The organism is Alsobacter sp. R-9 (assembly GCF_054612375.1).
Genome location: NZ_JBTSWJ010000001.1, coordinates 42,058 through 64,882, shown reverse-complemented (window position 1 = coordinate 64,882; position 22,825 = coordinate 42,058). Strand labels below are relative to the sequence as shown.

The window sequence follows — 22,825 nt, the reverse complement described above, 5'->3', positions numbered from 1 at the left end:
GAAGCTTGATCCGGTGTTCGGTGAGGTGGCGCGCGTCACACGGCCAGCGTTGCAAGCCATGCCGCCAAGAACGGGAACGGCAGCGAGACCAGGACCCGCAGCACGACGAAACGGTACGGCATGAACGGCACCTCCCACACGAGAAGGCGGTTCAGCGTGTAGAGCGACCAGGCCGTCACGAAGGCCATGATCTGCGGCAGCCCGGCGCCGGCCTTCAGCGCGGCTGCACCCAGGGCGAAGCCGACCACCGGCCCGCCCGGCGTGAGCGCGCCGGCGATGCTGGCGCCCGCGATGCCGAGCAGGCCCGAACCCGGCCCCAACGCGGCGATGACGAGATCCTGCGGCAGGACGCGGGCAAGGAAGCCCGAGCCGACGATGCCGACGGCAAGACGCGGCAAGAGGTTCACGAAATCCCAGAACGTGAACATCAGCGCGTTGCGCGCCGTGCCGTCGCGACGGCGCATTGCTGCCAGCAGCAGGATGCCGACGATGACGTAGAGCAGCGCGGTGACGATGATGATGATCACGGCCGTCCGTCCCCGCTCCCCGTCGTCCCGGGCGGGCCCATCCCCTCGCCTTCCTTGAACCACTTCAGCCGCATGGCGTAGCGGGCGAGCCACCCGGCCGCCATCGGCACCCAGAACGACGAGGCCATGCGCCAGCCGACGAAGGCAGCGCCGAAGAACGGCATCTCCCAGATCACCGCCCGGTTGAGTCCCAGCAGCAGCCACCCCGTGATGAAGGCGATGGCGGCCCCCGCATCCGCGCCGGCGACGAGGAAGGTCGCGGCCAGCGGGAAGACGGTGAACGGCCCGGCAGGGATCAGCACGCCCGCAATGGTCGCAATGAGCAGCCCGCGGATACCGGAGCTTGCCCCGAGCCAGCGCACGATCATCTCGCGGCCGATCATCAGCCGGATGAGGGCACCGATCAGGGTGCCGGCCACGACCTTCGGCACGATTTCCAGGAAGAGGATGAGATCCTCCTCCAGGACGTCGAAGAACACCGCGGGCCCGTCCCGCCGCCAGACGGCGACGGCCGAGACGATCGACAGGCCCGCGACGACCCAGAAGCTCCAGTCCAGCCCCCGCTTCGGCGGCCGCTGGGGAAGCGGCGTGGCGTCGTGCACGGCCGCCGGCGGGGCGGACGCGTCGGGCGCGGGGGCGGGCTTGTCGTCGGTTGGCGGCACGGCGGGGCTTCGCTCGGGGGACCGCGGCGGCGGATCGCCGTGGACATTGTCGACAGAGCAGGGGCGGCGCAAGAGTCCCCCGCGCACAGCCGTCCCGCGCCGGCGACCGGTCGGCGCAGCAAGGGAAGCCGGGACTTCCAACCGGGGGGCCTGCTGCAGGAGTGGCGGGTGATCGGGCCCATGACGGCACTCAACGGCGCGCTGCTGATGGGCTGGTCCACCGCCGTGATCTTCGCCGTCCTGTCCGCCAAGGGCGATCTCCCCGATCTTCCCGAGCGCCGCGGAGCTTGACCCATCAGCAGCGCCCCATCTAACGTGTGCGACAGCTGAACAATCGTGCGATATGCGCACGAAGTGGGGCGGAATGTTCCGGGGTCACCTGCGCCTGAATCAAGGAGAACACCGGCTGGCCTCTGCGCTATGGTGCCGACGTCGGGGAGGAACTGGCCGTGCTTCGCGACACCCAGGAGCGCACCCGCCGCGCCCACGCCGGCGGGAACGAGTGAAACAGGACCCATGAGCCGCGACGTCTACCTCTGCCAAGGCATCCGCACCCCCATCGGCCGCTTCGGGGGCGGCCTCGCCCGCCTGCGCACCGACGATCTCGCCGCCGCGCCGATCAAGGCGCTGATGGCGGCGTGCCCGTCGGCGGACTGGGGCGCCGTGGACGACGTCTTCTACGGCTGCGCCAACCAGGCCGGCGAGGACAACCGCAACGTCGCGCGGATGGCGGCGCTGCTCTCGGGCCTGCCGCAGGAGGTGCCCGGCACCACCATGAACCGCCTGTGCGCCTCCGGCCTCGATGCTGTCGGCACGGCCGCGCGCGCCATCCGCGCCGGCGAGATCGACTTCGCCATCGCCGGCGGGGTGGAGAGCATGACGCGCGCGCCTTTCGTGATGCCGAAGGCATCGGAGGCCTTCTCGCGCAGCAACGAGATCCACGACACCACCATCGGCTGGCGCTTCGTGAACAGGGCGATGAAGGAGCGCTACGGCACGGATTCGATGCCGGAGACGGGCGAGCACGTCGCTCGCGACTTCGACATCGCGCGCGCCGACCAGGACGCCTTCGCGCTGCGCAGCCAGCAGCGCGCCGCGGCGGCCCGCGCGGCGGGCTTCTTCGACGGCGAGATCGTGCCGGTCGACGTGCCCGCGGGTCGCTCGGGCCCCGTGCGCGTCGCGCAGGACGAACATCCGCGGCCCGACACGACGGCCGAGCAGCTGGCGGGGCTGAAGCCCATCGTCCGGCCGGACGGCACCGTGACGGCCGGCAACGCGTCGGGCGTCAACGACGGTGCCGTTGCGGTCCTGCTCGCCTCCGCCGAGGCGGTCCGCCGGCACGGGCTTTCGCCGGTGGCCCGCGTTCTCGGCATGGCGACTGCCGGCGTCGAGCCGCGCATCATGGGCATCGGGCCCGTGCCGGCCACCCGCAAGCTTATGGCCCGCCTCGGGCTGACGATCGACGCCTTCGACGCGGTCGAGCTGAACGAGGCCTTCGCCAGCCAGGCGCTCGCGGTCCTGCGCGGGCTCGGCCTGCCGGACGACGCGGTGCACGTGAACCCCAACGGCGGCGCCATCGCGCTCGGCCATCCGCTTGGAGCCTCGGGCGCGCGGCTGGTGCTGACGCTGGCGCGCCACCTCGACCGCTCCGGCGGGCGCCTCGGCCTCGCGACGCTCTGCGTCGGCGTCGGGCAGGGCGTGGCACTGGCGATCGAACGGTTGTAGAACCCCCGGCCTCGATGGCGAGGCGACCGGTCGCGGCGGCGCGGCCGAAAGGCGCGGAGGCGGCCATTGCGGCTCCGCAGGAACCGGAGGAAAGGGCCATGGGCCTCATCTATCCGCGCGGCAGCACGGCCGCGCACCCCTCGAACGCCTTCGAGGGGTATCGCAGCACCGCCCTGCGGCACCCCCGCCAGCCGCTCGTCATCCTGCCGCACACGCTCTCGGAGACCACCGGCCCGGTGTACGGCCACGAGAGCGTGCGCCCGGGCGACAACGACCTGACCCGGCAGCACGCAGGCGAGCCGCTGGGCGAGCGCATCATCGTGCGCGGCCGCGTCCTCGACGAGGACGGCCGGCCCGTGCCGAACACGCTGCTCGAGATCTGGCAGGCCAACGCCGCAGGCCGCTACGTGCACGTCAACGACCAGCACCCGGCGCCGCTGGACCCGAACTTCACCGGGGCGGGCCGCATCGTCACCGACGCCGAGGGGCGCTACGAGTTCACGACGATCAAGCCGGGCGCCTATCCGTGGCGAAACCACCACAACGCGTGGCGGCCGGCGCACATCCACTTCTCGCTGTTCGGGCCGTCCTTCCTGTCGCGCCTTGTCACACAGATGTACTTTCCCGGCGACCCGCTGTTCCCGTTCGACCCGATCTTCAACTCCATTACAGACGAGAAGGCACGCAACCGCCTGATCTCGCGCTTCGACATGGACACGACGCAGCCCGAATGGGCGCTCGGCTATATCTTCGACATCGTTCTGCGCGGGCGCGAGCAGACCCCGACCGAGGAGCCCCACGATGACTGACGGCATCACCCCGTCCCAGACGGTCGGACCGTTCTTCGCCTACTGCCTAACGCCGAAGGACTACGGCGTGCGCGAGATCTTCTCGACGGACATGGCCGGGCCGGACGTGCCCGGCGAGCGCGTGCAGATCGAGGGCCGCGTCGTCGACGGCGCCGGCGAGGGCGTCGCGGACGCCATGATCGAGATCTGGCAGGCGGACGCCTCCGGGCGCCATGCCCATCCCGCCGACGCCGGCCGGGGCAACTCGAGCTTCACAGGGTTCGGGCGGTCGCCGACCGACGCGCAGGGCGGCTTCGTCTTCACCACCGTGAAGCCGGGCGGCTTCCGCGATGCGAAGGGTGCCCTGCACGCCCCGCACCTCAACGTCACGGTGTTCGCACGCGGCATGCTGACCCACCTGCGCACCCGGATCTATTTCCCCGGCGACGGGGCCAACACCACCGACCCGGTGCTCGGGCTCGTCCCCGCGGACCGGCGCGCGACGCTGGTGGCCGAGGCGCTCGGCGACGGCCGCTTCCGCTTCGACATCCGCCTGCAGGGCGACGGCGAGACGGTGTTCTTCGACGCCTGACGCCCTGCACGAGCACCCCGTCGGCCGGACGGGGTGCAAACGTCGCGGCCCGCACTACACTGGCGCCCATGGCCTTCTCCTCCCTCGACAGCGACCTGCTCTCCCCCCTCGTCACGACCGCGCGCATGCGCGCGGTCTTTACCGACGAGGCGCGGCTGGCGGCCATGCTGCGGGTCGAGGCGGCGCTGGCGAGGGCCGAGGCGGCGGTGGGGCTCGTCCCCGCCGGGCTCGCCGAAGCCATCGCGGCCATCGAGCCAGGGTCGCTGGATCTCCAGGCACTCGGGCGCGCGACCGGCATTGCGGGGGTTCCCGTCATCCCCTTCGTCAAGGCTGTCCAGCTGCGGCTGCCGGCCGAGCTGGAGCCCTACTTCCACAAGGGCGCGACGACGCAGGACATCGTCGACACCGCGCTCGTGCTGCAGATGCGGGAGGCCTTCCAGGCGCTGCGGGCCGATCTCGTCGCGACACTGGACGGCCTCGCCGCGCTCGCCGCCGCGCATAGAGCGACGCCGTGTGCCGGCCGCACCTACGGGCAGCACGCCGCGCCCGTCACCTTCGGTTTCAAGGCGGCCGGATGGCTTGCCGGCCTGTGCGACGTCGCTGCGCGGCTCCCCGCCATCGAGGAGGCTACTCTGGTCCTCTCGCTGGCCGGACCGGTGGGAACTCTCTCGGCGCTGGGTGCGAAGGGGCCCGAAGTGCTGGAAGCGATGGCTGGGGACCTCCGTCTCGTCGCACCGCCACTGGCGTGGCACACGCGCCGCGCCGGTCCCACCGACGCGGCGACCTGGCTCGCCCTGCTCGCCGGCGCCCTCGGAAAAATGGCCTCCGACATCGCCCACCTCGCCTCGACGGAGGTGGGAGAGGTGGCCGAGCCGCACGTGCCCGGACGCGGGGGATCGTCGGCGATGCCCCACAAGCGCAACCCGGTGGGCTGCACGGTGATCCTCGCCGCTGCCACCGCCGCACCGGGTGTCGCCGCCACGATGCTCCACGCGATGGCGGCCGCGCACGAGCGCCCGGCCGGCGCATGGCACGCCGAATGGCACGCGCTCCCGCAACTCTTCGGGCTCACGGCGGGCGCCCTCTCCGAGGCGCGGCGCCTCGCCACCGGGCTGGCGGTCGACACGCGGCGCATGGCCGAGAACCTCGCCATGACCAGGGGCCTGCTGTTCGCCGACGCCGCGGCCGCGCGGCTCGCACCGGTGCTCGGACGCGGCGCTGCCCATGACCGGGTCGAGCGCGCCGCGGAAAAGGTCCGCGACGGCGGCGGCACGCTGCTCGACGCGCTGGTTGCAGAGGGTCTGCCGGAGGGCATCGACCGCGCGGGCCTGGCCGACGCCTTCGACGCCGGCCCCGCCGTCGAGGCCGCCGGTCGCTTCGTCGACCGCGCGCTCGCCCACGCCGCAATCGTGCGCACCCGCGTCGCCGCAGACTGAGGGAGAAGCCCATGCCGCTCGTCGACGTCGACGGAGCCCGCCTGTTCTACGACGAGACCGGCCCGGCCGACGCCCCAGCCGTGGTGTTCTCGAACTCGCTGGGCGCCACGGTCGAGATGTGGGACGCGCAGGCGCGTGCCCTCGCCGGCCGGTACCGCGTCATCCGCTACGACACCCGCGGCCACGGCCGCTCGCCCCTCGCCGGCGGCGGCTTCGGCATCGAGCGGCTGGCGGAGGACCTCGCAGGCCTCCTCGCGGCACTCGGGATCGCACGAGCGCACGTCGTGGGGCTCTCTCTCGGCGGCATGACGGCGCAGGCCCTGGCGATCCACCATCCCGAGCGTGTGGCGAGCCTCGTTCTCATGGCGACGGCACCCCATCTGCCGCCCGCCGAGGGATGGGAAACGCGGGCAGCCACCGTGGAGGAGAAGGGGCTCGGCGCGATCGTCGACGCCGTGATGACCCGCTGGTTCACCGCCGCGATGGCCTTGCGCCATCCGGCCGTGGCCGCGCACCTTCGCGGCCGCTTCCTCTCCTGCGACGCGGCGGGCTACGCCGCCTGCTGCCGCGCGATCCGCGACATGGACCTGCGCCCCCACCTGCAGCGGATCACGGCGCCGACGCTGGTGGTGGCGGGCGCCGACGATCCGGTGACCACCGTTGCCATGGCGGAGGACCTCACCCGCGCCATTCCCGGCGCGGGGCTGGAGGTGGTGCCCGAGACGGCGCACTTGCTGGTGGCAGAGCGGCCCGAGGCCGTGAATCCCATTCTGCTCGCCTTCCTCGACGCGCAGGCCCCTTCCGCCCGCGCGGTCTCCGATCCCTTCCAGACGGGCCTCGCCAACCGCAAGTCGGTGCTCGGCGTGGAACACGTGCAGCGCTCGCTGGAAGGCGCGGGATCCTTCGCGATGCCCTGGCAGGACTTCATCACGCGGACCGCGTGGGGCGAGGTCTGGGGCGACCCCACGCTGCCGTGGAAGACGCGTTCCCTCGTGACGCTGGCGATGATGGTGGCTCTGCACCGGGAGGAGGAGTTCAAGCTCCACGTCCGCCCGGCGCTGAAGAATGGCGTGACGCAGCAGGAACTGCGGTCGCTGATCCTGCAGACCGCCGTCTACGCGGGGGTTCCCGCCGCGAACGCAGCGTTCCGCTGGGTGCGCGACGTGCTGGGACCGGAGGCCGAGAGCTGAGCTGCCGCGGTTCAGGAGCCGGGAGGCTTCGTCGCGGGCGTGGCGCTCGCCGGGTTCGTGATGTCCTCCTTCGCCGGTTTCACGTCGGCGGGATCGCTCACGCGGGTGCTCGGCTTTTCCGGCTCCGCCTCGGGCGGGGCCGGTCCGCCTGCGGTCCCGGTCCCGCCCATGTAGGACGGCGGGTCGCTCGCGGGGAAGGACATCTCGGAGGCAGCGTCAACGAGATCCTCTCGTCGCGCGACGGACCTGTGGGCGTCGCGGTAGGCCTGCAGCAGCTGATCGCGGTCCCGGGCGCGGACCGCGGACCCGCGGGCGATGGAAGCGAGGACTTCGCCGTCCGGCCGGGGCGCGACGCCGGCCGTCGCGTCGCCGCGGCCGATCCGGGCTGCTTCCGCGAGGAGCCGGTCGAGATTGCGGTCGCCCGACACGTCAGCAGGCCGCGATTTCGCGTTCGCCCACGAGACGTTCGAACGCCTCGCGATCGCTCTTGATGCGGTAGCCCGGCTCGCCTTCAGGCGTTTCCGGAAGCAGCCGCTGCACCACGAAGCGGTCCTGCTTCACCTGCCGGCGCAGGTCCGTGGAAACAACGATGCGCACCGCCTGTCCGATCTTGAACTTGTGGCCTGGCATGGTCGTCCTCAGCGAATGAACCAGAGAAGCAGGATGATCGGGATCGGCACCCCGAGCAGCCACAGCAATGCTGCGCGTCCCATCGCGTCGGTCCTCCATTGGTCATGCTTGCAGGGTCAACTCGCCGGTCGCGCCGCCGGTTCCCGCGAGAGGTGACGGGCCATGACAAGGCCGGCAGCGAGGATCGGCGTCGACAGGGCCACGCCGGCCGCGCCGAAGAGCGCGCCGAAAACGACGAGACCGGCCAGCGTGGCCACCGGATGGAGGTCGACGGCCCGTCGCTGCACGAGAGGCGTGAGCACGTAGCCTTCGAGCGTCTGAATCAGCAGGAAAGCCGCCGCCGACCACGCCAGCGTCCCCGCCCCGAGAGGAGCGGCCGACAGGGTGACGGGGACGATGGAGACGACCGGACCCAGGTACGGCACGAAATTGACGAGGCCTGCCTGCAGTCCGAGGAGAAAGGCGCCGGGAACACCCAGGAGAGCGAGCGCCAGCCACAGCGACAGTGCAATGGCGGCCATGGTCACGCCCTGCCCCACGAGCCACCAGCGCAGCGTCTCGAGCGCTGCGCGCACGGCGCCGGCGACCCGGGCCCGCCTCGACGGCCGCGCCAGGCGCACGGCCGCACGCCGGAGGCCACGCAGGTCGGCCGCGACGAAGAGCCCCGTGAAGACCACCAGCACGACGTTGCCCAGGAAGCCGAAGAGGGCGCCGAACGCCGCACCCGCCTGGCGTGTCAGGGCCTGGGGGTCGGGCAGCAGGAGCCCGAGCAGCGTTGGCCTCGGCGTCTCCTCCGATGCCCGGGCAGCGGGATCGACGAGCGCGGCCGGGTCAAGCCCGGCGCGCGCCAGCTGTCCTTCGAGTTCCCGCGCCTGCCGCACCAGCGTCCGCCCGAAGTCGTCGACCTCGCGGACGAAGCCGACGCCGCCGCTCCATGCGCCCCAGCCGAGAAGGCCGGCAATCACGACGACAACCACGCCGAGCGACCACATCGGCGGCCAGCCCGTCGCACGACGCACGTGCAGCGCCAGCGTGTCGAGGAGAACACCGAGGAGCAGACCCCCGAACAGGAGGAAGACGGCTTCCGGCGCGCGCCAAAGGAGCAGCGCCAGAAGCCCCGCGAAGGCCCAGCCGGCCGCGCTCACCGCCTCAGAACAAGGCTTCCCCGGCGAGGAGGCCGAGGACGAGCAGCACCACGAAGATCAGGATGGCGACGACGAACAGGATCTTGGCGATCCGTGCCGACGCGGCGGACACGCCCGTGAAGCCGAAGAAGCCTGCGACGAGCGAGACGACAAAGAAGATGAGGGCCCATCTGAGCATGGCGGCGCTCCCGTCGCCGGGATCTGCGCCCCCCGGCGCCCCTTGGATTCGATCGTGGCGCGGTCGGGAACGAGCCTGCAGCGACGGAGGTTCCCCGGCTCCTTCAGGGACGCTCCGCCACCGTGTCGGCCATGCGCGCACCGCGCTCACCGAGCGGCCGCTCCGGACCGCCCGTGCTGTCGGCCACCGTCTGGTGCTCCAGTTCGGCGTTGAGTTCGCCGCCAAGCAGCACCACGGCCGTCGACAGCCAGATCCACGTCATGAAGGCGATGGCCGCGCCGAGTGATCCGTAGGTTTCATTGTAGCTGGCGAAATTCGCCGCGTACCAGTTGAAGAGAAGGCTCACGACGAGCCAGAGCACGGCGGCAAGTGCACTTCCCGGCGTCACCCACCGCCAGCGCGGTTCGTCGCGGCTCGGCCCGTACCGGTAGACGACGGACAGGGCCAGGGCGACGACGACCAGCAGCAGCGGCCAGCGCCCGAGCCGCACGAGGGTGCCCGTCGTTTCGCCGAGCCCGATGGCGCCCAGCACGACAGGGACCACCACGACGGCCGCGACGGCAACGAGCGCGAACAGCATGGCGCCGACCGTGAACGCGAGCGAGACCGAGGTCAGCCGGATGAAGGAGCGCTTCTCGTCCTCCTCGTAGACGACGTTGAGGGCATCGATCAGCGCCTTCATGCCGGCGTTGGCGCTCCACAGCGACACGAGAACGCTTCCGGCCAGCGCAAAGCCCAGCGTCTGCCCCTCCTGGGAGGCGATACGCCCGACCTGTTCGCCGATGATGTCCATCGCTCCGCCCGGCAGGACCCCTCCGAGGATGTCGATGTGCCGCGCAGCCGTACCGGGATCCGCCACGAGGCCATAAAGCGAGACGAAGGCGGCGATGGCCGGGACGAGGGCCAGCAGAGCGTAGAAGGTGACGCCGGCCGCCACCGACAGCAGCCGGTCCCGTGACGTCTCCCGCCACACGCGCAGCAGGACGTCCTTCCATCCCCGAGCGGGCATCTGCGTCGGCGACTGTGCCGTCCGGCCGCGGTCGCCGGATCCGGCAGGGAGGGCAGGACGGCGACCGTCGCCGGTGGCGCGGCGCCCGCCGGCCTCCCGCCGGGCCACCAGGGCCGCTCCCGTCCCAAGCAGAAGGGCGGTGAGGAACGACGTCCGGCGGCGGGGAGCGCCGCTGCGGGGACTGCGGTCTGTCATGGCGGGCCTCGCGCATGGATGGCCGCGCCCAACGTCGGCCCGACGCACCGGTTCCGGCGGCTGAAGGCCGGCTTCGCGTTGACGCGGCAGGCGCCGCAGTGCACATCCGACGCGGAAACAGGAAGCAGGGAGCCTCCGATGACCGTGTCCCGCAACGACAGCCTCCTCGCCGTGCTGCGCATCGCGCCCGTCGTTCCGGTGCTGACGATCGACCGGCTCGACCAGGCGGTCCCGCTGGCGCAGGCCCTCGTGGCGGGAGGCCTCCGCGCGCTCGAGATCACGCTGCGGACGGACGTGGCGCTGGCCGCCATGGAAGCGATCGCCCGCCATGTCCCCGACGCCATGGTCGGGGCCGGGACGGTGCTCACCCCGTCGCAGGTGAAGGAGGCCACCTCGGCGGGCGCCACCTTCCTCGTCAGCCCCGGCGCGACGCAGCGTCTTGCGGAGGCGGCGGCGGAAGGCCCGGCACCGCTCCTGCCCGGCGTGGCCACGGCTGGCGAGGCGATGGCGATGGCCGAACTCGGCCACCACGTGATGAAGTTCTTCCCGGCGGAGCCGGCGGGCGGCGTCGCCTACCTCAAGTCGCTGGCGGGGCCGCTGCCCCACCTCACCTTCTGCCCGACCGGCGGCATCGACGCGGCCAAGGCTCCGTCCTACCTGGCGCTGCCGAACGTCGTCTGCGTGGGCGGGTCGTGGATCACGCCGGCCGACGCGCTGAAGTCCGGCGACTGGGCCCGCATCACGGCTCTTTCGGCGGCTGCGGCACAACTGCGCGGCTGAGGGCCGTCACAGTCGCGCACGAATTGTGATGTACTGCCTCTTCATCCAGGAGGAGGTGAGCCATGTTCGATGCCAAGAAGCTGCTCGACGCCATGATGGCCGCGAGCCAGAGCCCGTCGGCGCCCGGGGCGCGGCAGGGCGGCGGTCTCGCCGACATGCTCGGCGGGGTCCTGTCGCAGGTGCAGCAGGGAGGAACCGGCGGCAGCGCGGCGGGCGGCGGGCTGGGCGGGCTGCTCGGCGCGGTCCTCGGGCAGGCCACGCAGGGCCTCCAGACGGCCGGACGGGACACCGGCGCGACCCAGGCGATCAACGATATCCTTGGCAAGCTGGCAGGCGGGCCGGCCGGTGACCTCGCAGGCAGGGCGAAGGGGATGGCGCAGGACAACCCGTTCGCGTCGGGGGCGGCCCTCGGCAGCCTCGCCGGGCTCTTCCTCGGCACCAAGGCGGGTCGCGGACTGGCGCTGGACACGGCCAAGCTCGGCGGCCTCGCGCTGATCGGCGGCCTCGCCTATCAGGCCTTCAGGAATTACCAGGCCGGCAAGCCACCGCTCGCCCTGCCGGGCAGCGGCGAGGTGCAGCCCGCGCCGGCGGCGAGCCCCTTCGGCGAGACCGGCGACGCGGCCGCCGACCAGGCCCATGCGACCGTCATGCTGCGGGCAATGATCGCCGCCGCCTCGGCCGACGGCGTCGTCGACGATGTGGAGCGCGGACGCATCGTCGGCGGCCTGCGCCAGCTGGGCCTCTCCGCGGAGGCCGCGGCCTTCCTCGAGGGCGAGTTCGCCCGGCCGGCCACGCCGATGGACCTCGCCGCGCTCGCCGAGGGTCCCGAGGAGGCGGTGGAGATCTACACCGCCGCGCGCCTCACCGTGGATCCGGATACGCGGGAGGAGCAGGACTTCCTCGCCTCGCTCGCCGACCAGCTCGGCATCGACGCCGAGCTTCGCGCCCACATCGACGCGGCCGCGGAGAGCGCCAAGGTCTCGGAGTCCGCCTGACGCGGTCCCGGCTCAGGCGTAGGCCGAGCCTGTACCGCGCGGACGGGCGTAGGGCGAAAGCGCCCGGGGCAGGAAATGTCCCTGCCCCGGCGTTGCGAGCACCTTGCCGTCGTCATAGGCGAGTTCGCCGCGCAGGATCGTGCGCACCGGCCAGCCGGTGACCTCGAATCCCTCCCACGGCGTGTAGTCCGCGCCGTGGTGCATGAGGCTCTGGCTGATCGTCACCCTGCGGGCCGGGTCCCACAGCACGATGTCGGCATCCGCGCCGACCGCGAGCGATCCCTTGCGCGGATAGAGCCCGTACATCTTGGCGTGGTTGGTGGAGGTCAGCGCCACGAACTGCTCGAGCGTGATCCGCCCCTTCACGACGCCCTCGGAGAACAGGATCGGCAGGCGCACCTCCACGCCCGGGATGCCGTTCGGCACCCAGCGGAAGGACGTCCGCGCCTTGGCGTTCAGCTTGCCCGCATCACCATCGTAGAAGTAGGGGCAGTGGTCCGACGAGAAGGTCTGGAACACGCCCGTCTGGATGCCCTCCCAGATCGCGTCCCAGTCGGCGCGCGTGCGCGGCGGCGGCGAGCAGACGTACTTGCCGCCTGTCTCGTCCATGTTGAGGCCCTTGAGGTCGTCGGCCGTCAGCGAGATGTACTGCGTGCAGGTCTCGCCATAGACCTTGAGGCCGCGCTGCTGCGCCCAGCGGATCTGCTCCATCGCCTCCCGGCCCGAGACGTGGACGATCATGATCGGCACGTCGAGGAGCTCGGAGTGCGAGATCGCCCGGTGCGCGGCCTCGCGCTCCACCACCTGCGGCCGGGAGACGGCGTGGTAGTAGGGCGCCGTGCGGCCCGCCGCCTCCAGCCTCTCCGTCATGAACTTGATCGCGTCGTAGCCCTCGCAATGGACCATGACGAGCGCCTTCTCGCGGCGCGCGCAATCGAACACTTCAAGCAACTGCCGGTCGTTGAGGACCATGTCGTCGTAGGTCATGAAGACCTTGAACGAGGTGTAGCCGTCCGCCACCAGCGCCGGCAGTTCCTGGCCGAGGACCGTCGGCGACGGGTCGGTGACGATGAGGTGGAAACCGTAGTCCACCATGCAGTGGCCGTCGGCCTCCCGGTGGTAGGCCTTCACGCTCTCGCGCAGCGAAGCACCGCGCGGCTGCAGCGCGAAGGGAATGATCGTCGTGTTGCCGCCGGCCACCGCCGACCGCGATCCCGTCTCGAAACCGTCCGCCATCTGCGCGCCGTAGGCGTGCTGGGCGAGGTGGACGTGGCTGTCGATGCCTCCCGGCATGACCAGCAGGCCGCTCGCGTCGATCGTTCGCGCCGCGTCCGTCACCGCGTCGGCAAGAACCGCGATCCGGCCGTCCTTCACGCCGATGTCGCAGCGCGTGACGTCGGCCGCGGTCACGACGGTGCCGCCGCGGATTGCCAGGTCGTAGGTCGCCATGTCGTGCTCCAGGAGAGGACGGAAAGAAGGGCGCGGCCGTGCGCCGTCAGCCGAGTTCGAAGGTGGTGATGCCGAAGATGCGGTCGAGCGGGAGGTCGGGGGCCGGCCCGCGGTACATGCGCGCCGTCTCGAACGACGGCGAAAGGTCGTGCCGCTCGGCCAGCGCCAGCGCCTCCTCATTGGGTTCCGGCGGATCGAGCACCACAATCTCCCCCTTCGCCGTCGAGGCGAGCGCCCGGAACAGGATGTCCGCGTCGGTCGGCGTCTGCGCGAAGAGCGGCCCGATCTTGTGTCCCGACCGGGCCCGCCGGATGACGCCGTAGCCGATCACATCTCCGTCCTCGACGAGCGCATAGCCGACCCGACCGCCCTCGCGCGTCCAGCGGGTGACGAAGGCATCGCGCGGCGTCGGGAAGAAGGCGCGGTCATAGGCCACGATCGAGGGCAGGATCCCCTGCCCGATGCGGGCGAGCCGCGGGTCGCCCGGCATGTCGGCGCGGGAGACACCCTCGAAGCGCACGTTGCGGTGGGCCAGCACGAAGCCCGACTTCCGATAGTTGTCCTGCTGCGCCACGACCCCGTCGAGGCCGACGACCCGGCTTCCGAGCCGCTCCATGCCGGCCGCCCACGTCGCCATGCCGTAGCCCCTTCCGCGGAAGGCCGGCGTGGCGATGTAGAAGCCGAGGAAACCGAACGCGTCGTCATAGGCGACGACCGAGACGCAGGCGGCTGGCTCCCCGCCCACGGAGGCCATCAGGAACCCCGCCGGGTCGGTCGCGAGGAAGGCGTCGGCATCGGCAATGCCGGGATTCCACCCTTCCGCCGCCGCCCATTCGATGGCGACGTCGAGATCACGACGGCTCATCGGGCGGATGACGGGTGTCTCGGGCATGGCATCTACCGGGGAGCGAACGGGGCGAAGACCCCAGTGTAGGGCTTCGCCCTCGGCGAGGCATAGCCGCCGGACTTCGACGTGGTGAGTCCCAGCCCCACCACGGCTTCGGCGAGCCGCACCGCGGCCGCGACGCCGTCCACCACCGGGATCCCATGCGTCCGCGACAGGCTCGCCGCGAGGTCCGCCATGCCGGCGCAGCCGAGCACGATGGCCTCCGCGCCATCCTCCGACTTCGCCCGCTCGATCTCCGCCGAGATTCGAGAAACGGCGTCCGAGGCCGGGTCGTCGAGCTCGAGCACCGGCACCTCGCTGGCCCTCACCCGCGCGCAGCGTCGGTCGAGCCCGTAGCGCAGGAGGTTGTTCTCCAGCGCCGGGATGGAGCGCGACAGGGTTGTCACGACGCTGAAGCGATGCGCCAGCAGGCTCGCCACGTGGTACGCCGCCTCGCCGATGCCGATCACCGGCCCCCGCGCGATGCAGCGCGCCGCCTCGAGGCCCGTGTCGTCGAAGCAAGCGATGACGTGGGCCGTGGCGCCCGCCGCCTCCGCGGCGGCGATCTCGCCGAGCATGAAGGGCACGGAGAAGGCCTCGTCGTAGAAGCCCTCGATGGAGACCGGGCCCGCCTGCGGCGTCGTCGCGCGCACCGTCGTGCCGGGCGAAGCCGCCGCCTGCGCGGCCGCGGCGATCCGCGCCGTCATGGCGGCGGTCGTGTTGGGGTTCACCACGTGAAGGAGCATCGCGCTCACACAAGTCCCTGGCCCGCGTCGGAGCCCTTGCGCGCCTGGCGGGATCGCAGCACGAGGATTGCCGCGAGCGCCACGCCGATGACGAGGAAGGACACCGCGGTGGTAACCGTCCCCAGGGCGTAGATCTCGGGCGTCGTGATCGTCGTCGTCAAGGCCTGCAGTTCCAGCGGCAGCGTGTTCTTCTCGCCGATGGACTGCGACGACCGGGCGATCTCGTCCCACGACAGCGTGAACCCGAACAGCCCGACCCCGACCAGCGACGGCAGGATGATGGGCAGCACGACATGGCGGAACGTCTGCCACGGCGTCGCGCCGAGGTCGCGCGCCGCCTCCTCCAGCCGGTGGTCGAAGCGGTTGAAGATGGCGAACATGATCAGGAGGCCGAAGGGCAGCGTCCAGGTGAGGTGCGCCCCCATGCCGGACGTGTAGAGCCCCATCGCCGTCGTGTAGCCGTCGGTGAGCCACTCCGGCCCGTTGTTGCGGATGGCGTCGTCGAGCAGGCGGAACTGCAGGGCGATGCCCAGCGAGGTGACGATGGACGGCACGATCAGGCTGGCGATGGTGACGTAGAACACGAGGTTCTGGCCGAAGAAGCGCTTGCGGTAGGCGAGCCCCGCGAGCACCGAGACGACCACCGTCACCACCATGACGGTGAGGCTCATGAAGATCGAGCGCACGAAGGCGCCCTTGATGTCGACGATGCCGCCGCCGCTCCACAGCTTGCGGAACCAGTGCAGCGAAAGGCCACGCAGGGGGAAGGTAAGCCCGCCCTCGGGCCCCTGGAACGACAGCACGACGATGGCGATCATCGGCCCGTAGAGGAACAGCACGAAGGCGCCGAAGAACGGGGCGAGCCAGTAGAAGGAGGCGGGGCGACCCTCGCGCATCGCGTCACAGCTCCTTGCGCACGTCGACGAAGCGGTTCATCGCCGTGATGATCAGGAGGACGACGGCGAGCAGGATCACCGCGTTGGCCGCCGCAGGCGGGAACTGCAGTGCGTTGAGCCGCGTCTCGACGATCTTGCCGGCCGAGGCGATCTGCTGGCCGCCCATGACGCCTATGGTGACGAAGTCGCCCATCACGATGGTGATGACGAAGATCGAGCCGATGACGATCCCCGGCTTCGACAGCGGGATGACGACGTTCCACAAGGTCTGCCAGCCCGACGCGCCGGCGTCGTAGGCGGCCTCGATCAGCCGCTTGTCGATGCGCGCCATCGAATTGAAGATCGGGATGACCATGAAGAACGTGAACAGGTGCACGAAGGCGAGGATCACCGCGAAGTCGGAGTAGAGCAGCCACTCCAGCGGCTCCTTGATGACGCCGAGCTTGATCAGCCCCTGGTTGACGAGGCCGTTGCGGCCGAGCAGCGGGATCCACGAGATCATGCGGATCACGTTCGAGGTCCAGAACGGGATCGTGCAGATCACCGCGAGTGTCATCTGCACGGTGATCGAGCGGACGTGGAAGGCGAGGAAATAGGCGATCGTGAAGCCGATCAGCAGCGTCAGCAGCCACACCGTGAAGCAGAAGAACACGGTCGACCAGTAGGTCTTCAGGATCGTGCAGACCTCGGGCAGCTGGTCGTAGCAGCCCTCGAACGTCTCGACGTAGCTGCGCAGCGTGAAGCCCGGCAGCATCGCGTACTCGTTGTAGTCCCAGAAGCTCACCATCACGACGAAGGCGAGCGGGACCAGGAAGAAGAGCGCGAAGACCAGCGCCAGCGGCGCAGCCTGCAGCCAGGCCGGAAGGGTGAAGGCGCTCGTCGGTTTCACGTCGGGAAGCTCTCGGCGGACGGGCAGGTCGTCGCAGGATGGACCCCTCCCCGAACGGGGAGGGGCAACCGTTGGAGCGGCGGGCGGAATTGACCCCGCGCTCAGGCGTTCGTCGACGACCTCAGGCCGCGATGAACTCGTTCCACTTGCGGACCATGTAGTCGTTCTCGTCCATGACGGCGTTCCAGCAGGCGACGCTGCCCATGCGCTGGTCGTAGGAGCCGCCGTCGCGCGTCGAACCGGCCTTCTCGAGGAGCGAGCCGTCCGGGGCCTTGATGTCGTTCTTGGCCGGCTTGCCCTCCATCCAGAAGCCCCACTCGTCCTCGGTCATGAACTTCTTGGCGGTGGGCAGCACCGCCGAGTAGTAGCCCTGCCGGTTGAGGTAGGCCCCGGCCCAGCCGGAGAGGAACCAGTTCACGAACTCGTAGGCCCACTCCTGCTTCTTGCCCGAAACGCCCTTCGAGACGCAGAAGCCGGACGCCCAGGAGCGGTAGCCTTCCTTGAGCGGTTGGAAGACGCAGGGGATGCCCTTAGAGCGCACGGCCGTGACCGCGGGCGACCACATCGACTGGATGACCGTCTCGCCGGACGCCATCAGGTTGACGGACTCGTTGAAGTCCTTCCAGAAGGCGCGGAACTGGCCGGCCTTCTTCGCCTCGGTGAGGACCTTGATGGTGAGGTCGATCTCCTGCTTCGTCATGTTCCCCTTGTCGGGGTACTTGTAGAGGCCGGACGCCTCGACGACCATCGCGGCGTCCATGATGCCGATCGACGGAATGTTGAGGATCGAGGCCTTGCCCTTGAACTCGGGATTCAGCAGCTCCTTCCAGCTCTCGATCGGGCGCTTGATCAGGTCGGGGCGGATGCCGAGCGTGTCGGCGTTGTAGACCGTCGGGATCAGGGTGACCCACTCCGTCACGCCCTTGGCGAACGTGGTGGAGTCCTTGCCGTCGAGGAACATCACCTTCTTGGGCGCCGTGCCCTGGTCGCCGATCTTCTTGCCGTTGGGCAGCTCGCCCTTCGTGAAGATGGGGGTGATGTTGTTGAACTCCTTGATCTTCTTCGCGTCGAGCGCAAGGATGTTCTTCGACGGGATCAGCTTCTTGAGGCTGAAGTACTCGGTATCGAGGATGTCGAACGAGTTCGGCTGCGTGATGACCCGCTTGGTCACGTCGTCCGTCGTCGCCGAGATGTACTCGAGCGTGATGCCCGTGTCCTTGAGCAGCTGCTTGTTGATGTCGTCGGCCTGGTTCACCGCGGTGCCGAGGTAGCGCAGGACCTTCTTCTCCTGCGAGAACACCGCCGGGAAGCCGGTGATGGCCCCCGAGCCCGCGGCAGCGCCGGCGGCAGCACCGGCACCCTTGAGGATCGTTCGACGGGAAACGCCCGTCTTCGTCGTGCTGTCGTCGGTCATGTGCCCACTCCCAGTTGGCCCGTCGCGTCAGGCGGCGGGGGTTAGACGATGGATGTCGCTGTCGGCCCAGCTCACGGCGACCGCGTCGCCGGGCTGGAGCGGTTCGGCGTCGAACGCCGCCTCGCTCACCTGGGCCGTCATGTCCCTGCACTGGGCGGCCTCGAGGCCGACCTGCACGAAGGTTCCCTGGTACTCGACGTCGCGGACGCGGGCCGCGACGAGGCCGCCGGGGCCGCGCTTCAGCCGGATCCGGTCCGCGCGCACCGCGATTGGCCCCGCATCCGTCTCGATGACGTTGTGGCCGCCGATGAAGCGCGCCACGAAGGCCGTGCGCGGATGGTTGAAGACGTCGCGCGGCGAGCCCGCCTGCTCGATGAGGCCGCGGTTCATCACCACGATCAGGTCGGCGAGCGCCATCGCCTCGTCCTGCCCGTGGGTGACGTGGACGAAGGTGATGCCGAGCTGCTTCTGCATGGCCTTGAGTTCCGCCCGCATCTTGACGCGCAGGAACGGGTCGAGGGCCGAGAGCGGCTCGTCGAGGAGCAGGATCTGCGGCTCGGTAATCAGCGCGCGCGCCAGCGCCACGCGCTGCTGCTGGCCGCCGGAGAGTTGTGCGGGAAGCCTCTCCGCGTAGGGCTCCATGGCGACGAGCGTCAGCAGCTCCATCGCCCGCTGGCGACGCGTCGCCTTGTCGACGCCTTTCATCTTCAGCGAGAAGGCGACGTTCTCGACGCAGTCGAGATGCGGGAACAGCGCGTAGCTCTGGAACATCATCGCCGTGCCGCGCGCCGCCGGCGGCAGGTCCGTGACGTTCGAGGCGCCGATGATCACGTCGCCGCCGCTCACCGCCTCGTGGCCGGCGATCATGCGCAGCGTCGACGTCTTCCCGCAGCCGGAGGGCCCGAGCAGGCAGCAATAGGTGCCTGCCGGCACCCTGAGGTCGATGGCGTCGACGGCCGTGGTGGCGCCGTACCGCTTGGTGACCTTGACCAGTTCGAGAGCAGAGCCCTTCACGCGTCACTCCATGGTCCGGAGGACGCTCTTCAAGGGCCGTGCCAGAGCCGCCGCGTGCGACGTTTTTACAGCGCCGCGATGGGATTCAAGGGCTTGCAGCCGACGGACCTTCCGGCCCAGCTCCAGCGGATGCCCAAGAAGCGTGCACTTGGATACGATCGAGGCGATGGATCGTATACAATATGGCCACCGGATCGCACACAGTTCGTGGCATCCTGACAACCGCGACGGGGAGTGCGACGGCCATGGGCGAGACCGAAGGGGGCAAGGCCGATCGCGCGTTGGAGATCGCCGACGCCATCGTGCGCGCCGTCGTCGAGCACCGTCTCCCGCCCGGCACCCGGCTCGGCGAGGACGACCTCGGCGCCACGTTCGGTGTCAGCCGCACCATCGTGCGCGCCGCGCTGCGGATGCTGGCGCGCGACGCCATCGTCACGATCCGCCCGAACAAGGGCGCCGCCGTCGCCTCCCCCTCTCCGCTGGAGGCGCGGCAGGTCTTCCACGCCCGCCGCGTGGTCGAGAAGGCCCTCGTGCGGGATGCGGCCCGGCTGCGCACTCCGGCCGACCTCGCCATCTTGCGCCGGCACCTAGCGGACGAGGACGCGGCGCTTCGCCGCGGTGACCGCTCGGCCGCCATCCGCCTCTCGGGCGATTTCCACATGCGGATCGCCGAGATCGCCGGTCAGGACGTGCTGGCCGGCTTCCTGCGCGAGCTGATCTCGCGCTCCGCGCTGGTCATCGCACTCTACGGCACGACCCGCGCCTCGCAGTGCGGAACGCAGGAGCACGAGGCACTGGTAGAGGCCCTGGAGCGTGGCGACGGGGACCGCGCCGCCTCGCTGATGGAGCATCACCTCTCGCACGTCGAGCACGATATCGACCTCGACGGGAGCGCCACGGGCGCAGTCGATCTCGCGAGCGTGCTGCGCGCGTGAGACGCTGGCGGCGGCGGGTCGCTCGGCTATAGTCGCCGTCCGTCCAGCCTCCGGGAATCCCGCAGATGTCCACCATGAGACCGCCCCGCACCGAACTCGCGCCGGGGCTCGAGATCAGCCGCCTCGTGACCGGCCTGTGGCAGGTCGCCGACATCGAGCGAGGGGGGCAGACGATCGATCCGGACGCCGGCGCGGCGGAACTCTCCGCCTACGCGGCCGCGGGCTTCGACACCTTCGACATGGCCGATCACTACGGCAGCGCCGAGATCATTGCCGGCCGCCTGCTCGCGAAGGGCCGCGCCGGAGAGGCCCCGCGGGCGACCGCCTTCACCAAGTGGTGCCCGAAGCCCGGCCCGATGACGGAGGACGTCGTTCGCGACGGGGTCCGCCGCAGTCTGGACAGGATGGGCCTCGACCGCATCGACCTGATGCAGTTCCACTGGTGGACGTTCGAGCACCCCGGCTACCTCGACGCGATGAAGGGCCTCGCGAAGCTGCGCGAGGAAGGCATCATCGGCCATCTCGGGGTGACCAACTTCGACACCGCGCACCTGCGGGTCCTCGTGAAGCACGGCATCCCCGTCGCCTCCAACCAGGTCAGCTTCTCCGTGCTGGATCGCCGGGCCGCGGGCGAGATGAGCGCCTTCTGCCTCGAGAACGGTGTCAGGCTCCTCGCCTACGGCACGCTTGGCGGCGGCCTCGTGTCCGGCCGCTGGCTGGGCGCTCCGGAGCCGGACGCGATCGGCGACTGGAGCAAGATGAAATACAAGCGCTTCGTGGACGCCATCGGCGGGTGGGACGCGCTCCAGCGCATCCTCGCGGCGCTCGACGCGGTGGCCCGCCGCCACGGCGCGTCGATCCCCAACGTCGCGACGCGGTGGGTGCTCGACCACCCGGCCGTGGCCGCCGTCATCATCGGGGCCCGGCTCGGCGAGCGCGAGCACCGCGCCGACAACCTCAAGGCCTTCGACATCCGCCTCGACGACGCCGACCGGGCGCACCTCGACGAGGCATTCTCCCGCTCGCGTCCGCTGCCGGGCGACTGCGGCGACGAGTACCGCAAGCCGCCGTTCCTCACGGCGTCGGGCGACCTCAGCCATCACCTCGACAGCGTGCCGAAGTTCTTCAAGGCCGTGCCGGTCGAGGGCAGGCCCGGACGCCTGCGCGTCGACAGCGGCAGCATCTGGGAGCCGCTGTGCGGCTACTCGCGCGCCGTGCGCGTCGGCGACCGCATCTACGTGAGCGGCACGACGGCGACCCACGGGGCCGGCGAGATCGTCTGTCCGGGCGATCCCGGCGGGCAGACGGTCTACGTCCTCGACAAGATCGCCGCCAGCATCGCCGCGCTCGGGGGCAGCCTCGCGGACGTGGTGCGCACGCGCATCTACGTGCGCGACGTCACGAAGTGGGAGCCCGTCGCGCGTGCGCACGGGCTCTACTTCGGCGACATCCGGCCCGCCAACACCATGGTCGAGGCCGGCGACCTCATCGGCGACTACGAGGTCGAGATCGAGGCCGAGGCCGTGGTCGGCTGAGACTTAGTCGATCGGCTTCAGGCCTGCCTCGATCGCCGTGCGGCGGCCCTCGAGGAACGGCGGCAGCGCCAGCCGGCGGCCGAGGTCGGCCATCGGCTCGTCGACGTCGAAGCCCGGGCCGTCGGTGGCCAGCTCGAACAGGATGCCGTTGGGCTCCCGGAAGTAGAGGCTGCGGAAGTAGTAGCGGTCCACGGGGCCGCTCGACGGCACGCCGATCTGCTTCAGCCTCTCCGTCCAGGCCTCGTAGTCCGCGTCCGGCATCCGGAACGCGACGTGATGCACGGCACCCGCGCCCTGCCGCGCCACGGGGAGGTCGCTGCGCTCCGTCACGTGCACCTCGGCGTGGGCGCCGCCCTCCCCCATCTGGTAGACGAGCACGTCGCGGTTGCCGTCCTTGTGGTGGCGGGCGGGCCGCATGCCGAGAATCCGCGTGAGCACCAGGTCGGTTCGCCGCGCGTCCGCGACCGTCAGCGTCACCGGCCCCAGCCCCCTGATCTGGTGCTCGGGAGGCACCGGGCTCTCGGCGACGGGGTGCGCGGCGCCCACGCCGCCATCGTCGACGAGGGCCAGCCTCTGGCCCTCTGGATCCTCGAACTCCAGGGTCGCGCGACCCGCGCGTTCCCGCACGCCGCCATGCGTGCGGCCGTGCTGCGCCAGGTGCTTCGCCCACCATTCCAGCGAGGCCGCGGAGCCGACGCGCAGCGCCGTGCGGGTGACCGAATTCGTCCCCCGCTGCTCCCGGCCCACCGGCCACTCGAAGAAGGTGATGTCGCTGCCCGGCGAGGCCATGCCGTCGCCGTAGAAGAGGTGGTAGGCGCTGACGTCGTCCTGGTTCACCGTGCGCTTCACCAGCTTCATGCCGAGCACCCGGGTGTAGAAGGCGTGGTTGCCGCGGGCGTCGGCCGAAACGGCGGTGAGGTGGTGGAGGCCTGTGAGGTCCATGGGCGAATCTCCGCGCTTTTGTTCCCGGACATAGGGCTCCAGCGGCGCCGGCGCCATGCGGAGCCGTCGCATCACGGGCCCCGAATTCATCATCGCGTTTCCCAAAAGGGATGAAAGTCCATTCGTCGTATTGACTTGCCCCATTCGTTGAGGCGTAAGTGGTCCATCGAATAGTGCAGCCTCGCCGAACACGGTAGAGAGGTTGCATCGCGACCAACGCCGCTCGCGCCCCACGCCGCTGCTTCCGCTTGAGGCCGGCCTTCTCAT

General features: G+C 70.6%; 24 protein-coding genes. 9 read left to right on the top strand and 15 right to left on the bottom strand.

Features of this window, described 5'->3' with window-relative positions; all coding sequences use genetic code 11:
• Positions 1 to 35 precede the first annotated feature (35 nt).
• Both ACX9GQ_RS00330 and ACX9GQ_RS00325 read right to left on the bottom strand, forming a co-directional pair.
• Entirely contained in the window at positions 36 to 527 is a 492-nt protein-coding gene (locus ACX9GQ_RS00330) for a hypothetical protein (protein ID WP_459627533.1), read from the bottom strand.
• Entirely contained in the window at positions 524 to 1,189 is a 666-nt protein-coding gene (locus ACX9GQ_RS00325; protein ID WP_459627532.1) for a permease, read from the bottom strand. The genes ACX9GQ_RS00330 and ACX9GQ_RS00325 overlap by 4 nt, the downstream gene beginning before the upstream one ends.
• A gap of 516 nt (positions 1,190 to 1,705) precedes the next feature.
• On the opposite strand from ACX9GQ_RS00325, the gene pcaF reads away from it, so the two are divergent.
• The 5 genes from pcaF (at position 1,706) to pcaDC (ending at position 6,920) form a co-directional block, all read left to right on the top strand.
• Complete coding sequence (gene pcaF / locus ACX9GQ_RS00320) at positions 1,706 to 2,914, top strand: 3-oxoadipyl-CoA thiolase (RefSeq protein ID WP_459627531.1); 1,209 nt, start codon at positions 1,706 to 1,708, stop codon at positions 2,912 to 2,914.
• Between the two features lie 98 nt (positions 2,915 to 3,012).
• The gene (gene pcaH / locus ACX9GQ_RS00315; RefSeq protein ID WP_459627530.1) at positions 3,013 to 3,723 is read left to right on the top strand and encodes a protocatechuate 3,4-dioxygenase subunit beta; all 711 of its coding nucleotides are present in this window, start codon (positions 3,013 to 3,015) and stop codon (positions 3,721 to 3,723) included.
• A complete protein-coding gene (gene pcaG, locus ACX9GQ_RS00310) occupies positions 3,716 to 4,294 on the top strand; it encodes a protocatechuate 3,4-dioxygenase subunit alpha (RefSeq protein WP_459627529.1) in 579 nt (192 codons plus the stop codon). Before pcaH ends, pcaG begins: the two co-directional genes overlap by 8 nt.
• 68 nt (positions 4,295 to 4,362) lie before the next feature.
• Positions 4,363 to 5,730, top strand: a complete 1,368-nt coding sequence (pcaB, locus tag ACX9GQ_RS00305; protein ID WP_459627528.1) for a 3-carboxy-cis,cis-muconate cycloisomerase — start codon at positions 4,363 to 4,365, stop codon at positions 5,728 to 5,730.
• An 11-nt stretch (positions 5,731 to 5,741) separates the two neighbouring features.
• Complete coding sequence (pcaDC, locus tag ACX9GQ_RS00300) at positions 5,742 to 6,920, top strand: bifunctional 3-oxoadipate enol-lactonase/4-carboxymuconolactone decarboxylase PcaDC (RefSeq protein ID WP_459627527.1); 1,179 nt, start codon at positions 5,742 to 5,744, stop codon at positions 6,918 to 6,920.
• A gap of 11 nt (positions 6,921 to 6,931) precedes the next feature.
• On the opposite strand, the gene ACX9GQ_RS00295 is transcribed toward pcaDC, so the two are convergent.
• The 5 genes from ACX9GQ_RS00295 to ACX9GQ_RS00275 form a co-directional block, all read right to left on the bottom strand.
• Entirely contained in the window at positions 6,932 to 7,348 is a 417-nt protein-coding gene (locus tag ACX9GQ_RS00295; protein ID WP_459627526.1) for a hypothetical protein, read from the bottom strand.
• 1 nt (position 7,349) lies between these two features.
• Positions 7,350 to 7,550, bottom strand: a complete 201-nt coding sequence (locus ACX9GQ_RS00290) for a hypothetical protein (protein ID WP_459627525.1) — start codon at positions 7,548 to 7,550, stop codon at positions 7,350 to 7,352.
• Positions 7,551 to 7,666: 116 nt separating this feature from the next.
• Positions 7,667 to 8,695, bottom strand: a complete 1,029-nt coding sequence (locus ACX9GQ_RS00285) for an AI-2E family transporter (RefSeq protein WP_459627524.1) — start codon at positions 8,693 to 8,695, stop codon at positions 7,667 to 7,669.
• Between the two features lie 4 nt (positions 8,696 to 8,699).
• Positions 8,700 to 8,873 (bottom strand): DUF1328 domain-containing protein, encoded by a 174-nt coding sequence (locus tag ACX9GQ_RS00280; protein ID WP_459627523.1) that lies wholly within the window; start codon positions 8,871 to 8,873, stop codon positions 8,700 to 8,702.
• 103 nt (positions 8,874 to 8,976) lie between these two features.
• Positions 8,977 to 10,077, bottom strand: a complete 1,101-nt coding sequence (locus ACX9GQ_RS00275; protein ID WP_459627522.1) for a YihY/virulence factor BrkB family protein — start codon at positions 10,075 to 10,077, stop codon at positions 8,977 to 8,979.
• Between the two features lie 138 nt (positions 10,078 to 10,215).
• Here ACX9GQ_RS00275 and eda point away from each other — a divergent pair, with 138 nt between their 5' ends.
• Together eda and ACX9GQ_RS00265 are read left to right on the top strand one after the other, a co-directional pair.
• Positions 10,216 to 10,857, top strand: a complete 642-nt coding sequence (eda, locus tag ACX9GQ_RS00270) for a bifunctional 4-hydroxy-2-oxoglutarate aldolase/2-dehydro-3-deoxy-phosphogluconate aldolase (protein ID WP_459627521.1) — start codon at positions 10,216 to 10,218, stop codon at positions 10,855 to 10,857.
• Between the two features lie 62 nt (positions 10,858 to 10,919).
• Positions 10,920 to 11,852 (top strand): tellurite resistance TerB family protein, encoded by a 933-nt coding sequence (locus ACX9GQ_RS00265; protein WP_459627520.1) that lies wholly within the window; start codon positions 10,920 to 10,922, stop codon positions 11,850 to 11,852.
• Positions 11,853 to 11,864: 12 nt separating this feature from the next.
• On the opposite strand, the gene hydA is transcribed toward ACX9GQ_RS00265, so the two are convergent.
• From hydA to ACX9GQ_RS00230, 7 genes are all read right to left on the bottom strand, one after another.
• Entirely contained in the window at positions 11,865 to 13,301 is a 1,437-nt protein-coding gene (hydA, locus tag ACX9GQ_RS00260; RefSeq protein ID WP_459627519.1) for a dihydropyrimidinase, read from the bottom strand.
• Between the two features lie 46 nt (positions 13,302 to 13,347).
• Positions 13,348 to 14,193, bottom strand: a complete 846-nt coding sequence (locus ACX9GQ_RS00255; RefSeq protein WP_459627518.1) for a GNAT family N-acetyltransferase — start codon at positions 14,191 to 14,193, stop codon at positions 13,348 to 13,350.
• 5 nt (positions 14,194 to 14,198) lie between these two features.
• Positions 14,199 to 14,933: an aspartate/glutamate racemase family protein gene (locus ACX9GQ_RS00250; RefSeq protein WP_459627990.1), complete on the bottom strand. Its 735-nt coding sequence runs from the start codon at positions 14,931 to 14,933 to the stop codon at positions 14,199 to 14,201.
• A gap of 5 nt (positions 14,934 to 14,938) precedes the next feature.
• Positions 14,939 to 15,829, bottom strand: a complete 891-nt coding sequence (locus ACX9GQ_RS00245; RefSeq protein ID WP_459627517.1) for an ABC transporter permease — start codon at positions 15,827 to 15,829, stop codon at positions 14,939 to 14,941.
• Between the two features lie 4 nt (positions 15,830 to 15,833).
• Positions 15,834 to 16,718 (bottom strand): ABC transporter permease, encoded by an 885-nt coding sequence (locus ACX9GQ_RS00240; RefSeq protein ID WP_459627516.1) that lies wholly within the window; start codon positions 16,716 to 16,718, stop codon positions 15,834 to 15,836.
• 121 nt (positions 16,719 to 16,839) lie between these two features.
• Positions 16,840 to 18,132: an ABC transporter substrate-binding protein gene (locus ACX9GQ_RS00235; RefSeq protein ID WP_459627515.1), complete on the bottom strand. Its 1,293-nt coding sequence runs from the start codon at positions 18,130 to 18,132 to the stop codon at positions 16,840 to 16,842.
• Positions 18,133 to 18,159: 27 nt separating this feature from the next.
• Positions 18,160 to 19,146: an ABC transporter ATP-binding protein gene (locus ACX9GQ_RS00230; RefSeq protein ID WP_459627514.1), complete on the bottom strand. Its 987-nt coding sequence runs from the start codon at positions 19,144 to 19,146 to the stop codon at positions 18,160 to 18,162.
• 245 nt (positions 19,147 to 19,391) lie between these two features.
• On the opposite strand from ACX9GQ_RS00230, the gene ACX9GQ_RS00225 reads away from it, so the two are divergent.
• On the top strand, positions 19,392 to 20,081 hold the full coding sequence (locus ACX9GQ_RS00225; RefSeq protein WP_459627513.1) for a GntR family transcriptional regulator: 690 nt from the start codon (positions 19,392 to 19,394) through the stop codon (positions 20,079 to 20,081).
• Between the two features lie 74 nt (positions 20,082 to 20,155).
• Positions 20,156 to 21,616, top strand: a complete 1,461-nt coding sequence (locus tag ACX9GQ_RS00220; protein WP_459627512.1) for an aldo/keto reductase — start codon at positions 20,156 to 20,158, stop codon at positions 21,614 to 21,616.
• A gap of 3 nt (positions 21,617 to 21,619) precedes the next feature.
• Here ACX9GQ_RS00220 and ACX9GQ_RS00215 read toward each other — a convergent pair whose 3' ends face one another.
• Positions 21,620 to 22,558 (bottom strand): ring-cleaving dioxygenase, encoded by a 939-nt coding sequence (locus ACX9GQ_RS00215; protein WP_459627511.1) that lies wholly within the window; start codon positions 22,556 to 22,558, stop codon positions 21,620 to 21,622.
• Positions 22,559 to 22,825: the final 267 nt, after the last annotated feature.